The sequence below is a fragment of the Burkholderia cepacia genome, assembly GCF_001718835.1.
In the GTDB taxonomy this organism is placed as follows: domain Bacteria; phylum Pseudomonadota; class Gammaproteobacteria; order Burkholderiales; family Burkholderiaceae; genus Burkholderia; species Burkholderia cepacia_F.
Window position 1 is genome coordinate 1483775 of the sequence record NZ_CP013443.1, and the last position, 13546, is coordinate 1497320.

Here is a 13546-nt window from a genome sequence, read left to right on the forward strand (position 1 = left end):
CTCCCGTTTTCGCGGTCGAGGCAGGGGCTCCCTTTCCCGTTCACAGGACGACTCGCGCCATGAGCAACCCCAAGCTTGAAGTCCTCACTCCCCTGAACAGCCAGCTGATCTTCATCGACCAGCAGCCGCAGATGGCGTTCGGGGTGCAGTCGATCGATCGCCAGACGCTGAAGAACAACGTCGTCGGGCTCGCCAAGGCCGCGAAGGCGTTCGATATTCCGACCATCATTACGACGGTCGAGACCGAGAGTTTTTCGGGCTTCACCTACCCCGAACTGCTCGACGTGTTTCCGAACCAGAAGACGCTCGAGCGCACGTCGATGAACTCGTGGGACGACCAGAAAGTGCGCGACGCGCTCGCCGCGAACGGTCGCAAGAAGGTGATCGTGTCCGGCCTGTGGACGGAGGTCTGCAACACGACGTTCGCGCTCTGCGCGATGCTCGAAGGCGACTACGAAATCTACATGGTGGCCGACGCATCGGGCGGCACGTCGAAGGACGCGCACGACTACGCGATGCAGCGGATGATCCAGGCCGGCGTCGTGCCGGTCACCTGGCAGCAGGTCGCGCTCGAATGGCAGCGCGACTGGGCGCGCCGCGACACCTACGACGCGGTGATGGCGATCGCGAAGGAACACTCGGGTGCGTACGGGATGGGTGTCGACTACGCGTACACGATGGTCCACAAGGCCGCGCAGCGCACCGCGACGCCGCACGAGTCGATTCCGGCCGTGCCGGCAAAGTGACGGGCCGCCGGCCGCGCTCGCCGCGGCCGGCGCAACGGCCGCCGCGCGTTCAGGCCGCGGGCAGCGCCCACGGCGCGTGCGAGAAGTGGTCGGCGAGGAAGTCGAGCAGCACCGTCAAGCGCGCGGCGCGCAGCATGCCGGGCGGCGTGACGAGGTTGACGTTGATGTCGGCGATCTTCCAGTCGGGCATCACTTCCTCGAGCGCGCCGCTTTGCAACTCGTTCCACACCAGGAACGCCGGCTGCAACGCGAGGCCCTGGCCGGCGATCAGCGCAGGGCAGAGCACGTCGGCATTGTTTGCGCGAATGCGTCCGCGCACCGGCACGCCGAACTCCTCACCCGACGTCTTGTGGCGGAAGCGCCAGTATTCGGGCGTCGGGATGTTCGTGTAGGCCAGGCACACGTGCTGGTCGAGTTCGCTCGGATGGGTCGGCCGGCCGTGCCGGTCGAGATAAGCGGGCGACGCGACGAGCGGCCGGCGCACCGCGCACAGGCGGCGCGCACGCAGCGAAGAATCGTTCAGTTCGGCGATCCGGATCGCGACGTCGAAGCCGCCGGACACGATATCGACGAAGTGGTCGGTCAGCACGAGGTCGACGTCGACGCGCGGATAGCGCTCGAGAAACGCGGGCAACAGCGACGCGAGATTGGTCAGGCCGTAGGACATCGGCGCGTTCACGCGCACGAGGCCGTGCGGTTCGAGCGCATGCGCGGAGGCTTCGCCCTCGATCAGTTCGGCATCGGCGAGCAGCCGGATCGCACGATCGCGCAGCAACTCGCCGGTCGGCGTGAGCGACAGCTTGCGTGAGGTGCGGTACAGCAGCATCGAGCCCAGGCGTTTTTCGAGGCGTGCGATCGCTTTCGACACGGTCGGTTGCGTGATGCCGAGCAGGTCGGCGGCTTTGGCGAACGAACCGGTCTCCGCGACGCGCGCGAAGATGGCCCAGGCTTCGAGATCGGGAAGCTGTTGCATGGTCGGAACGGGTGGCAGGGAAGCGAAACGGATCCGACGCACCGCGAACGCGGGCGTGCGATGCAGGTGATTCTAATCCGGCCGGGAGAAAAATCGTTATGGAATCTTATCTACTTTCGTTGGGTGCCGGCATGCTGGTCGGCGTCATGTACAGCGTGGTCAAGGTGCGCTCGCCCGCACCGCCGCTGATTGCCCTGGTCGGCCTGGCCGGCATGCTGATCGGCGCACAGGCGATCGCGCCGGTCCGTCACTGGCTCGGCCTCTGACCGCATCGAGGACACGTTCATGAGTGCAACCAATACACAACCGGATCTCATCCTGCACAACGGGCGCATCACGACCCTCGACCGCGCGAACCCCGTCGCGACCGCCGTCGCGATCAAGGACGGCCGCTTCGCCGCGGTCGGCCACGACGCGGACGTGATGCCGCTCGCGGGCCGCGCGACGAAGGTCGTCGATCTCGGCGGCCGCGCCGCGCTGCCGGGCCTGATCGACAACCACTGCCACGTGATTCGCGGCGGCCTGAACTACAACATGGAACTGCGCTGGGACGGCGTGCCGTCGCTCGCGGTCGCAATGGACATGCTCAAGCGGCAGGTGGCGATCACGCCCGCGCCGCAATGGGTGCGCGTGGTCGGCGGCTTCACCGAGCACCAGTTCGCCGAGAAGCGCCTGCCGACGATCGACGAACTCAACGCGGCCGCGCCCGATACGCCGGTGTTCATCCTGCACCTGTACGATCGCGCGCTGCTGAACGCGGCCGCGCTGCGCGTGGTCGGCTACACGAAGGACACGCCGGAGCCGCCGGGCGGCACGATCCTGCGCGATGCCGCGGGCAACCCGACCGGGTTGCTGCTCGCGAACCCGAACGCGACGATCCTGTACGCGACGCTCGCGAAGGGGCCGAAGCTGCCGTTCGAATACCAGTACAACTCGACGCGCCACTTCATGCGCGAACTGAACCGTCTCGGCGTGACGGGCGTGATCGACGCGGGCGGCGGTTCGCAGAACTATCCGGACGACTACGAGGTGATCCGCAAGCTGCACGATGCGGGCGAGATGACGATCCGGATCGCGTACAACCTGTTCACGCAGAAGCCGAACGCGGAGCAGGAAGACTTCGTGAACTGGACGAAGAGCACGAAGTATCACGACGGCACCGACTACTTCCGCAACAACGGCGCGGGCGAAATGCTGGTGTTCTCGGCCGCGGACTTCGAGGACTTCCGCGTCGCGCGTCCGGACCTGCCGGCGCAGATGGAAGACGATCTCGAGGGCGTGGTGCGCGTGCTCGCGCAGAACCGCTGGCCGTGGCGCATGCATGCGACGTACGACGAAACGATCGGCCGCGCGCTCGACGTGTTCGAGAAGGTGAACAAGGACATCCCGCTCGAAGGGCTGAACTGGTTCTTCGATCACGCGGAAACCGTCACCGAAAAGTCGATGGATCGTATCGCGGCGCTGGGCGGCGGCATCGCGGTGCAGCACCGGATGGCGTACCAGGGCGAATACTTCGTCGAGCGTTACGGCGCACAGGCGGCCGAGGCGACGCCGCCGGTCGCGAAGATGCTGTCGAAGGGCCTCAAGGTGTCGGCCGGCACCGACGCGACGCGCGTGGCGTCGTACAACCCGTGGGTGTCGCTGTCCTGGCTCGTGACGGGCAAGACGATCGGCGGGCTGCGCATGTATCCGCAGCGCAACCTGCTCGATCGCGAAACCGCGCTGCGCATGTGGACCGAATACGTGACGTGGTTCTCGAACGAGGTCGGCAAGAAAGGGCGGATCGCGGTCGGGCAGCTGGCCGACGTGGTCGTGCCGGATCGCGACTTCTTCGCGTGCGCGGAGGACGACATCGCGGGCACGACCGCGTTGCTGACGGTGGTCGGCGGCCGGATCGTGTGGGGCGCGGGCCCGTTCGCGTCGCATGACGCGCCGATTCCGCCGGCGATGCCGGACTGGTCGCCGGTGCGCGAGTACGGCGGTTACGGCGGCTGGGGCGCCACGCAGCGCAACGGCGCGCCCCTGCAGCGCGCGGCGGCGGCGGCCGCGATGTGCGGCTGCGCGAATGCATGCAACGTGCACCAGCATGCGCATGCGAGCGCGTGGGGCAGCGCGTTGCCGACGTCGGACGCGAAGGGCTTCTGGGGCGCGTTCGGCTGTTCGTGCTGGGCGGTCTGACATGGCCGTCTCGATCAACCGCGGCGGCTTCCACAACCCGGCATGGGTTCGCGCGCTGCTGGCGCAGCCGTGGTTCCTGCCGCTCGCGCGGCTCGCGCTGGTTTCCGCCTACCTGATCGGCGGCGTCGCGAAGGTGCTGGATTTCGACGGCGCGGTCGCCGAGCAGGCGCATTTCGGCCTGCATCCGGCCGCGCTGTGGGCGGCGCTCGCGATCGCGGTCGAGATCGCCGGCTCGCTGTGCGTGGTGCTGAATCGGTTCACGTGGCTCGGCGCCGGCAGCCTCGGCATGCTGACGCTCGTCGCGATGGTGGTGGCGAACGACTTCTGGAACCAGACGGGCGCCGCGCATTTCATGGCGCTCAACAGCTTTTTCGAGCATCTCGGGCTGATCGCGGCACTCGTGCTCGCGACGCTGCTCGCCGATGCGACGTATCCGGCCGGCAACGGCCGGACCACTCGATGACGATCAACAACAAGGACATCCAGTCATGAAAACGATTCGTTCCGTGTTGCTCGCCGCGCTGATCGCGGGCGGCCTCGCCGTCGCGGCCGTCGCGTTCGCGCAGACACCGGCCACGAAGGCCGTCGCGACGCCGGCCGTCGCGGTCGGGCCGCAATACGACACGACGCACGTGTACGTGGCGCCGGAGGATTTCGATCGCTTCACCGACAGCTTCGTCGCGACGTTCGGCGGCAGCAAGTCGAAGCAGGGCGTGTTCCAGGTCACGCCGACCCCGAGCCAGACGATGTCGCAGCTCGTGTTCACGCCGGCCGGCACGATCTCCGTGTTCGGCTTCAAGACGCCGACGCCCTGGCCGTTCGGCGCGGAGCGCACGGGGTATCTCGTCACTGACCTCGACGTCGCCGTGAAGTCGGCGCGCGAGCACGGCGCGGAAGTGATCGTCGACACGTTCCCCGATCCGATCGGCCGCGACGCGATCGTCAGCTGGCCGGGCGGCGTGAAGATGCAGCTCTACTGGCACACGCAGGCGCCGAAATACGACGCACTGCAGACGATCCCCGAGAATCGCGTGTACGTGTCGCCGGAAAGTGCCGACAAACTGGTGCGCGACTTCGTCGCGTTCTCGCACGGCAAGATCGTGTCCGATGTGCACAATGCGCCGGGCGTCGAGATCGGCCGTCCGAACGACACCTATCGCCGCATTCGCATCACGTCGGGCTTCGGCAAGATGACCGTGCTCGTGACGGACGGCCACCTGCCTTATCCGTACGGGCGCGAAACGACGGGCTACGAGGTGTCCGACCTGGCCGCGACGCTGAAGAAGGCGCAGGCCGCGGGCGTGACCGTACTCGTGCCGCCGTACGCGGCGGACGGGCGCGACGCGGCGCTGGTCCGGTTCCCGGGCGGCTATGTCGCCGAGATCCACGCGGGCGCGGCGCGATGAAGCACGAGGATACGATCCTTGCCGCGGTGGCCGGCTTCGTCGACACGCTGAGCTTCGTCGCGCTGTTCGGGCTGTTCACCGCGCACGTGACCGGCAACTTCGTGCTGATCGGCGCGGGGGCCGCGGGGTTCGGCCAGGGCATCCTGCTGAAGCTGAGCGTGTTCCCCGCGTTCGTGTGCGGTGTCGTCGCGAGCAGCCTGATCGCGCGATCGCTGTCCGCGCGGCCCGCGTGGCAGGGCACGCGGGCGCTGCATGCGGTCCAGGCCGTGCTGCTGCTCGGCTTCTGCGCGGCCGGCGTGTGGGCGTCGCCCGTCACGCAATCCGACAGCCTGCCGGTGCTGCTGGCCGGCGTCGTCGGCACGTTCGCGATGGGCATCCAGAACGCGCATCCGCGCGTGATCGCGCGCGCCGGCGTGCCGAACACGGTGATGACCGGCAACGTCACGCAGGCGATTCTCGACGTCGTCGACCTGCTGTCCGCCGGCACGCCCGACAGCGTGCGCGCGGCGGCACGCGTGCGCTTCGCGAAGATGTGGCCGGCGATCGTCGCGTTTGCATTCGGTGCGGCATCCGGCGCGCTCGGCTTTCGCCATGCCGGGTTCTGGGCGCTGCTCGCGCCCGTCTGTGCGCTTGCGGTGCTGGCGCTGGGCGCGGCGCAATCGGCCGGCGCCATCACGCAGGAGCGAGCATGAACGGGCGGCGGGAACGGAAGCATCACGGCCGCCGTTTCGATCGTGCGGCCCGCGCGTCGCTCGTCGCGGCGCTGCTGCTCGCGGGGGGCGACGCTGCGTTCGCGGAAGCGGCGCCGGCATTGGCACCGGCCGCGGACGGCACCGCATCGACATGCACGGCCAAGCGGCCGACCGTGCTGTTCAACCGCTGGCAGGAGGACTGGTCGGTGCTCGCGAATCCGTGCGTGCCGCGCGCGCCGCTCGACGGCTTGAAGTACATTTCGCTCGGCAACGATCCGGCTTCCTATGTGTCGCTCGGCGTGAACCTGCGCGAGCGCCTCGAGACCAACGACGCGCCGCTGTTCGGCATCGGCTCCGCGCAATCGGATACGTACCTGATCCAGCGTGTCGAGGTGCATGCCGATGCGCATCTCGGCCAGCACTGGCAGTTCTTCGTGCAGTTGCAGGACGATCGCGCATTCGGCAAGAACACGATCTCGCCGGTCGACAGGAACCCGCTCGATCTCGAGCAGGCATTCGCGACCTACACGGGTGCGCTCGGCGGCGGCACGTTCAAGTTCCGCGTCGGCCGGCAGGAGATGGCGTTCGACCTGCAGCGTTTCATCGCCGCGCGGGACGGCCCGAACGTGCGGCAGGCGTTCGATGCGGTGTGGGCCGACTACGAGTACCGGAAGTGGCGCTTCATCGCGTATGCGACGCAGCCAGTGCAGAACCGCACCGCGTCCGCGTTCGACGACGTGTCGAACCGCGACCTCACGTTCAGCGGCGTGCGCTTCGAGCGGCAGTCGGTCGGGCCCGGCGACCTGTCGGGCTACTGGTCGCGCTACAACCGCAGCAGCGCGCGTTTCCTCGATGCGAGCGGCGCGGAGCATCGCGACGTATGGGACGTTCGCTACACGGGCACGCACGGGCGCTTCGACTGGGATCTCGAAACGATGCTGCAGACGGGCACGGTCGGCAACGCCACGATCGGCGCGTGGGCCGTCGGTTCGATCGCCGGCTATCGGCTCGATGCGCCGTGGTCGCCGCGCATCGCGCTGCAGGTCGATGCGGCGTCGGGCGACCGGCATCCGCACGACGGCCGTGTCGAAACCTTCAATCCGCTGTTTCCGAACGGCTATTACTTCACGCTGGCCGGCTTCACCGGGTATTCGAACCTGATCCATGTGAAGCCGTCGGTGACGCTGAAGCCGTCGCCGAACCTGTCGCTGCTCGGGGCGCTCGGTTTCCAGTGGCGCGAGACGACCGGCGATGCGGTCTACCAGCAGGGCAACGCGGTGGTGCCGGGCACGGCAGGCAAGGGCGGGTTGTGGACGGGGATGTACGTGCAGCTGCGTGCCGACTGGACGATCGCCGCGAACCTGATCGGCGCGATCGAGGCCGTGCATTTCCAGGTCGGCGATGCGATCCGCCAGGCGGGCGGGCACAACGCGGACTACGTCGGTGTCGAGCTGAAGTATGGGTGGTAGGGCGTGTCCGCTGTCGAAGAGGCGCACGATGTGTGGTGTCGAATGAATGCGCATGTGCAGGTGCTTGAGCGTTCGGAGCGGCTGCTGGTCGTGCGCTGGGTCGAGCCGGGGCGTGCGCACTTCGGCGAGCAGCACTGGAAACCCGGGCGGGCGCGGCACCCGGGCGTTTGCGTGTTGTCGGGGGTGCAGATCGCGTACGGGGATGAGGTGTTCCGCCCGAGCGGACGGCCGACACCGCGAAATGCGCGCGCGATGATTCTGGCTGTCGCACTCGATGGTGCCGACCGCGCGCGCGGGAGCGGGGCGTGATTGCGCGCGCGGAGAATGCGATGATGGTTGCGGGAACGGAACCGGCCGGCGTGCGACGCCGGCCGGTTCTCCGTTACAGGTTCGGCGACAGCGCGAGCGCATTCGTCAGATCACCCATCGGCTGTGCGCCGTTCGCCTTCAGCGCGTCGTCGCGCTGCTGCAGGCCCGCGAGGCGCGGCAGCGAGAAGCGGCGCGTGATGAAGCGCAGGATCGAGCCCGTGTCGTACTGCGTATGGTCGACGAAACCCTTCTTCGCATACGGCGACACGATCAGCGCCGGAATGCGGGTGCCCGGGCCCCAGCGGTCGGCATTCGGCGGCGTCGCGTGATCCCAGAAGCCGCCGTTTTCGTCGTACGTGACGACCACGACCATGTTCTTCCATTGCGGGCTCGCCTGCAGGTGCGCGATCACGTCGGCGATGTGCTGGTCGCCGGACGTGACGTCCGTGTAGCCCGGGTGCTCGTTCAGGTTGCCTTGCGGCTTGTAGAACGTGACCTGCGGCAGCGTGCCCGCATCGATCGCCTTGATGAACTCGGCGCCGTTCGCGCCGCCGTCGAGCAGGTGCTGCGCACGGCTCGCGGTGCCGGGCGCCTGGTTCGCGAAGTAGTTGAACGGCTGGTGGTGCGGCTGGAAGTTCGGCGTCGACAGGTCGGCGCCGTAGATCACGTTCGACGTGCCGTTCTGGCTCGCCTGCAGCGCCTGGCCCCACGCGCCGGAATACCACGCCCACGACACGCCCGCGTTGGTCATCAGGTCGCCGATGTTGGTCGCCGTCTGCGGCGGCATCGTCGACGGATTGGCCGGGTCGGCGAGCAGCGGGTCGCCGCCCGTGGCCGCCTTGTTGCCGCTCGGCTGATACGCCGGCTGCATCGTGTTGATGCCGTAGAAGTCGGGCGTCAGCGCGCCGTCGTTGACGAACTTCGGCGGGCCGCTCAGCGCGGAAGCCGGCGAGTTCGTCGCGACCTTCAGCGACTTGCCGTCGGCGTTCAGCACGGCGATCTTGCCGGCCGCCGGGCTCTTGTCGGCGTTCGGGTAGTACGGTGCGCACGCGCAGATCAGGTACTGGTGGTTCAGGAACGAACCGCCGAACGCACCCATGAAGAAGTTGTCCGCGAGCACGTACTGCTGCGCGATCTTCCACAGCGGCAGCTTCGACGGATCGGCCGTGTAGTGGCCCATCGTCAGGCCGCCCGCGTCGGTCCATGCGGCGTACATGTCGTTCTTGCCGCCGTTGATCTGCATCTGGTCCTGGTAGAAGCGGTGCACGATGTCGCGCGTCGCGATGCTCATCGACTGGTTGAAGCCTTTCGGATCGTCGATCGCGAACGGCGCGTTCGGCAGGTTCGCCGTCATCGCCTCGGTCACCGCCGGCGTGATGCCGGTCGCGGTCAGGCCGCCCCAGATCTTCGGCAGCGTCGCCATCGTCGAGCCGTCGCGATCCTTCTGCACCGAGTTCGCGGCCGTCGCGTTCTGCAGGCCGTTCGCGCCCGGGAAGTTGCCGTACAGGTTGTCGAAGCTGCGGTTTTCCGCGTAGATCACGACGACGTTCTTGACGGCCGACAGGCCCTGTTGCGTGACGTCGTCGCCGCCGCAGGCGGTCAGGCTGAGCGCGGCCGCGAGGGCGATCGGCGTGTAGCGAATCCAGGCGTGCTTCTTCATGCGATGTTCTCTCTCTTTCGTCGTTGGTCGCGTGTGGGAACCGGGTTGTATTGGAGCCGGCGCGAAAGGCGCAGGGCGCCGACCGGCTGCGCGCATTATCTGGAACCGATTTGACAGCCGGGTGTAGGGACGCTTTCAATTGACTGTCGGTTGAACGTCATCCAACGGTCACGGAACTGACATAAGCTCCGGCCGATTGTCCACCGCTACCAGAACAACGACGATGCACAGCAATCCGACCTCCTTCGCGTCCGCGCGATCGCTGATCCCGGCCGCGGCGACGCTCGCGATGGTCGGCGCGCTCGCGGCGCTCGCCGGTTGCGATGCAAGGCCCGGCGCGAGCGTGCCGGGCGCGCCCGTCGTGCCGGCCGCGCAGGCCGTGCCCGCGGTCGCGCCGGCCAGCCAGCCGCAGACGCGCGCGCAGGTGTTCGAGGGCGTCAAGCAGATGACGGCGCTCGGCAAGCAGCTGTTCTTCGATCCGTCGCTGTCCGGGTCCGGCAAGCTCGCGTGCGCGTCGTGCCATAGCGCCGAGCATGCGTTCGGGCCGCCGAACGCGCTGTCGGTGCAGCTGGGCGGCGACGATATGCACCGCGCCGGCTTTCGCGCGGTGCCGTCGCTGAAGTACCTGCGCGGCATCCCGCCGTTCAGCGAGCACTTCCACGATTCGCCGGACGAAGGGGACGAAAGCATCGACGCGGGTCCGACCGGCGGCCTGACCTGGGACGGCCGCGTCGACACGCGCGATGCGCAGGCGCGCATTCCGCTCACGTCGCCGTTCGAGATGAGCAGTTCGCCCGCGCGGGTCGCGAAGGCGGTGCGCGCCGCACCGTATGCCGACGCGTTCCGCAAGGCGTTCGGCGACCGGGTGCTCGGCGACGACCAGGCGACGTTCGATGCGGTGCTGCGCGCGCTCGACGCATTCCAGCAGCAGCCGGCGCTGTTCGATCCGTACACGAGCAAATACGACGCGTATCTGGCCGGCCACGCGCAGCTCACGCCCGCGGAGTTGCACGGGCTGCAGCTGTTCAACGACGAAAAGAAGGGCAACTGCGCGAGCTGCCATATCAGCCAGCGCACGCTCGAAGGCGGCCCGCCGCAGTTCAGCGATTTCGGGCTGATCGCGATCGCGGTGCCGCGCAATCGCGCGCTGCCCGTCAATCGCGACCCGCGCTTTTACGACCTCGGCGCGTGCGGCCCCGAGCGCACCGACCTGAAGGGCCGCGACGAATTCTGCGGGCTGTTCCGCACGCCGTCGCTGCGCAACGTCGCGCTGCGCAAGACGTTCTTCCACAACGGCGTGTACCACACGCTCGAGGACGTGATGCGCTTCTACGTCGAGCGCGACATCCATCCGGAGAAGTTCTATCCGGTCGTGCACGGCAAGGTGCAGATCTACGACGATCTGCCGAAACGCTACTGGCCGAACATCAACCGCGAGGCGCCGTTCGACCGCAAGCGCGGCGAGCAGCCGGCGTTGAACGCGGCCGAGATCAAGGACGTGATCGCCTTCCTCGGCACGCTGACCGACGGCTATCAGGCCGCGGCGACGCAGGCGAGCCGCTGAGCGGCGCGTCCGGCGGGGCGCGCATGCTATCCTCGCTCGCTGACGCGCGGGGCGGCGAGGGTCGCGCCGCGCGGTTCGATCGAACATCCAAGGAGAACAACATGTCGATGCGTGCATCCCTTTCCGTCGTCACGCGCGTGCTGGCCGGCGCCGCGTGTGTCGCCGCCGCGCTGCCGGCGCACGCGCAAAGCAATCTCGGTTTCCTGAACGACACGCCGCTCAGCTACTTCAGCAAGGCGGACGCCGCGTCGCTGACGAAGGCCGTGCAGCAGGCCCGCGACGAAGGCAAGGACGGCGAGACCACGACGTGGCAGAGCAGCGGCCGCGGCACGCAGATCGATGCGAAGCTCACGCCGACCACGACCGAAACGGACGGCAAGACCTGCCGTGAAATCGCCACCGACATCACCGCGAAGGGCCAGACGATGACGCTCAAGCCCGTCTATTGCAAGACCGACGCGGGCAAGTGGCAGTTGCAGAAGCGCTGAGCACGCGCGCGATGAAGCGGGCGACGCGCCGCGCACGGTGTCGTGCGGCGTCGTGATCCTCGATGCGGCCGGCCGCGTGTTCCTCGCGCACGCGACGGACACCACGCACTGGGACATCCCGAAGGGGCAGGGCGAGCCGGGCGAATCGCCGGCCGACGCCGCGCTGCGCGAACTGCTCGAGGAAACCGGCATCGCGTTGGCGCCGGCCCGGTTGCTCGACCTCGGCCGCTTTGCGTACCGGCACGACAAGGATCTGCACCTGTTCGCGGTGCGCGTCGCCGACGACGAGCTGGACCTGGCCCGCTGCGTGTGCACGTCGCTGTTTCCGAGCCGCCGCGACGGCTCGATGATTCCCGAGATGGATGCGTATCGCTGGACCGTGCCGGCCGACGTCGACGCGTATGCGAGCCGCAGCCTCGCGCGGCTGTTCAGGACGACGCTGTCGCTCGCGGATTTGCACCGGCGCCTGCCGCGCGCGTGAGCGCGGGGCAATGCTTGCGCGGAAGGCATCTTTAAAGGCGTGCGCGACAAATGCATGGTGTGAATCGTAGAGGATACCGGTATTCTTTTATTAAAATAATTAATTTTAAAATGCTTGTTCGTATGGGGCATTAAAATCCATGTGAATAAAATTGCACGGCAATTCGCATCGTCGGAGGAGTTGCATGCGATTGCCGTTGGCGCACAGGGCAATGATCTGATTTCCATACGAATCGGTCGACTGTGCGCGAAGTCTCTGGGATATCGAAAATTTCCCGGAAATCCGCGTACCAAAACATTTGTAATGTTCACATCGTACGGTGTGGTTCCGTGTTCGGTATGGCGTCGGTCGAATTCGGTCTTCGATTTATATTCGTCACGGGTTGAAATCCGTCAATTACTCGCCTAGGCTTATTCCAAAAAAAATGATAATGCCGCTCACCTCGTCGTGAGCTGAATGGGTGTCCGGGGGCGTGCAGTAAATCAAGACGAATCGGCGACCAAGGACACTTGCTTCCAGCAGAGACTTTCGACACTCCGTCAGTAGCGCCTTAGCGCGCCTTCGCCAGCGCATGCGTGCGGATTTACGCATGCGTTGCAAAACCGGCTCGTCTTTTCCTTATTGCGGACGCGCGTCGCCGTGCGCGTCGCGTGTGGGTGGCGGGTGAATCGACCCGCTGTGAAGTGGCAAATGAAGGAGGGGCTCATGGACAAGCGCGAAAGGAAGTCGACCTTGCTTTTCAGCACGCTGCGACGATGGCGCATGCCCGTCGTGCGGCACCGGCGCAGTCTGAAACCGTTTCCTTTTCTCTTGAACGGAGACCCGTCATGAAACAGGCGTTGAAACACGGACGCATGCTTGCATTCACAACCGGCGTCCTTCTCGGCATCTCGCTTGCTCCGGCCACCTTTGCGCAAAGCGCAGGCTCCGCCGTCTACCCGCCGGGGAATGCGGTTTCCGGATTGAGCTATGGCGAATGGTCCGCAACGTGGTGGCAATGGCTGCTCGCCATCCCGACCGGACCCGGAAACGACCCGAACCCGCAGGACCAGTCGAGCGGCGCCGTCGACTGCAGCCTCAATCAGTCGGGACCGGTGTGGTTCCTCGCCGGCAGCGGTTCAGGCGCGACCGTCGCCCGTACGTGCTCCGGCAATATCTCGTCGACGACCGCGCTTTTTCTCCCGCTGATCAACGTCGAGTGCTCGACCCAGGACCAGCCTCCGTTTCATTGCACCGATGCGGCATCGTGCCGCCAGTGCGCCGCGAGTTTTGCGAATTACATCGGCCCGACCACGTTGCATCTGTCGATTGATGGCGTCGAGGTGCTGAACGGCGCACAGGGTTTCCGCGCGCAATCCCCGTTGTTCGGTTTCACGACTCCGAAAAACTACAACATCCTCGGTTCCGCCGGTGGGTCCGGCATGTCGGTCAGCGACGGATACTGGGCGATGCTCAGGCCGCTGTCGCCCGGTCGGCACACGATCCGGTTTGGCGGCGCGCTCGTCCGCGGCCCGTACCCGGGCTTCACGCAGGACGCCACGTTCAACGTCACGGTGTCGCAATAGGGCAGGGCGAAAGAC

The 13546-nt window shown here is 66.9% G+C and carries 15 protein-coding genes; 13 read left to right on the forward strand and 2 right to left on the reverse strand.

The genetic code is table 11. From position 1 onward, the window contains the following. Positions 1 to 59: 59 nt before the first annotated feature. Positions 60 to 746: a hydrolase gene (locus tag WT26_RS10255; protein ID WP_069272784.1), complete on the forward strand. Its 687-nt coding sequence runs from the start codon at positions 60 to 62 to the stop codon at positions 744 to 746. A 49-nt stretch (positions 747 to 795) separates the two neighbouring features. Here WT26_RS10255 and WT26_RS10260 read toward each other — a convergent pair whose 3' ends face one another. Continuing rightward, positions 796 to 1719, reverse strand: a complete 924-nt coding sequence (locus tag WT26_RS10260; protein WP_069272785.1) for a LysR family transcriptional regulator — start codon at positions 1717 to 1719, stop codon at positions 796 to 798. A gap of 98 nt (positions 1720 to 1817) precedes the next feature. Here WT26_RS10260 and WT26_RS10265 point away from each other — a divergent pair, with 98 nt between their 5' ends. Genes WT26_RS10265 through WT26_RS10295 form a run of 7 tightly spaced genes read left to right on the forward strand, consistent with a single transcriptional unit; the run spans position 1818 to position 7773 of the window. After that, the gene (locus tag WT26_RS10265; RefSeq protein ID WP_069272786.1) at positions 1818 to 1985 is read left to right on the forward strand and encodes a DUF1427 family protein; all 168 of its coding nucleotides are present in this window, start codon (positions 1818 to 1820) and stop codon (positions 1983 to 1985) included. 19 nt (positions 1986 to 2004) lie between these two features. Continuing rightward, positions 2005 to 3897: an amidohydrolase gene (locus WT26_RS10270; RefSeq protein ID WP_069272787.1), complete on the forward strand. Its 1893-nt coding sequence runs from the start codon at positions 2005 to 2007 to the stop codon at positions 3895 to 3897. Between the two features lies 1 nt (position 3898). Continuing rightward, positions 3899 to 4360: a DoxX family protein gene (locus WT26_RS10275; RefSeq protein ID WP_069272788.1), complete on the forward strand. Its 462-nt coding sequence runs from the start codon at positions 3899 to 3901 to the stop codon at positions 4358 to 4360. Positions 4361 to 4385: 25 nt separating this feature from the next. Further along, positions 4386 to 5303 carry a VOC family protein gene (locus WT26_RS10280; protein ID WP_069272789.1) on the forward strand — a complete coding sequence of 306 codons (918 nt, stop codon included), beginning with the start codon at positions 4386 to 4388 and terminating at the stop codon, positions 5301 to 5303. Then, a complete protein-coding gene (locus tag WT26_RS10285) occupies positions 5300 to 5995 on the forward strand; it encodes a YoaK family protein (protein ID WP_069272790.1) in 696 nt (231 codons plus the stop codon). Before WT26_RS10280 ends, WT26_RS10285 begins: the two co-directional genes overlap by 4 nt. Beyond that, entirely contained in the window at positions 5992 to 7464 is a 1473-nt protein-coding gene (locus tag WT26_RS10290; protein ID WP_069272791.1) for an alginate export family protein, read from the forward strand. Before WT26_RS10285 ends, WT26_RS10290 begins: the two co-directional genes overlap by 4 nt. A gap of 42 nt (positions 7465 to 7506) precedes the next feature. Then, entirely contained in the window at positions 7507 to 7773 is a 267-nt protein-coding gene (locus WT26_RS10295; RefSeq protein ID WP_059749167.1) for a DUF3331 domain-containing protein, read from the forward strand. A 73-nt stretch (positions 7774 to 7846) separates the two neighbouring features. On the opposite strand, the gene WT26_RS10300 is transcribed toward WT26_RS10295, so the two are convergent. Beyond that, complete coding sequence (locus WT26_RS10300; RefSeq protein ID WP_059666217.1) at positions 7847 to 9433, reverse strand: acid phosphatase; 1587 nt, start codon at positions 9431 to 9433, stop codon at positions 7847 to 7849. A 223-nt stretch (positions 9434 to 9656) separates the two neighbouring features. Between WT26_RS10300 and WT26_RS10305 the strand changes: the two genes are divergently transcribed. The 5 genes from WT26_RS10305 to WT26_RS10320 all read left to right on the forward strand — a co-directional run bounded on the left by WT26_RS10305 (position 9657) and on the right by WT26_RS10320 (position 13531). Beyond that, on the forward strand, positions 9657 to 10997 hold the full coding sequence (locus WT26_RS10305; protein WP_069272792.1) for a cytochrome-c peroxidase: 1341 nt from the start codon (positions 9657 to 9659) through the stop codon (positions 10995 to 10997). Between the two features lie 101 nt (positions 10998 to 11098). After that, entirely contained in the window at positions 11099 to 11485 is a 387-nt protein-coding gene (locus WT26_RS10310; protein ID WP_069272793.1) for a hypothetical protein, read from the forward strand. Between the two features lie 37 nt (positions 11486 to 11522). After that, positions 11523 to 11966 carry an NUDIX hydrolase gene (locus WT26_RS10315; protein ID WP_069272794.1) on the forward strand — a complete coding sequence of 148 codons (444 nt, stop codon included), beginning with the start codon at positions 11523 to 11525 and terminating at the stop codon, positions 11964 to 11966. A gap of 705 nt (positions 11967 to 12671) precedes the next feature. Beyond that, a complete protein-coding gene (locus WT26_RS38805) occupies positions 12672 to 12797 on the forward strand; it encodes a hypothetical protein (protein WP_256258325.1) in 126 nt (41 codons plus the stop codon). Next, a complete protein-coding gene (locus tag WT26_RS10320) occupies positions 12794 to 13531 on the forward strand; it encodes a hypothetical protein (protein WP_155123093.1) in 738 nt (245 codons plus the stop codon). Before WT26_RS38805 ends, WT26_RS10320 begins: the two co-directional genes overlap by 4 nt. Positions 13532 to 13546: the final 15 nt, after the last annotated feature.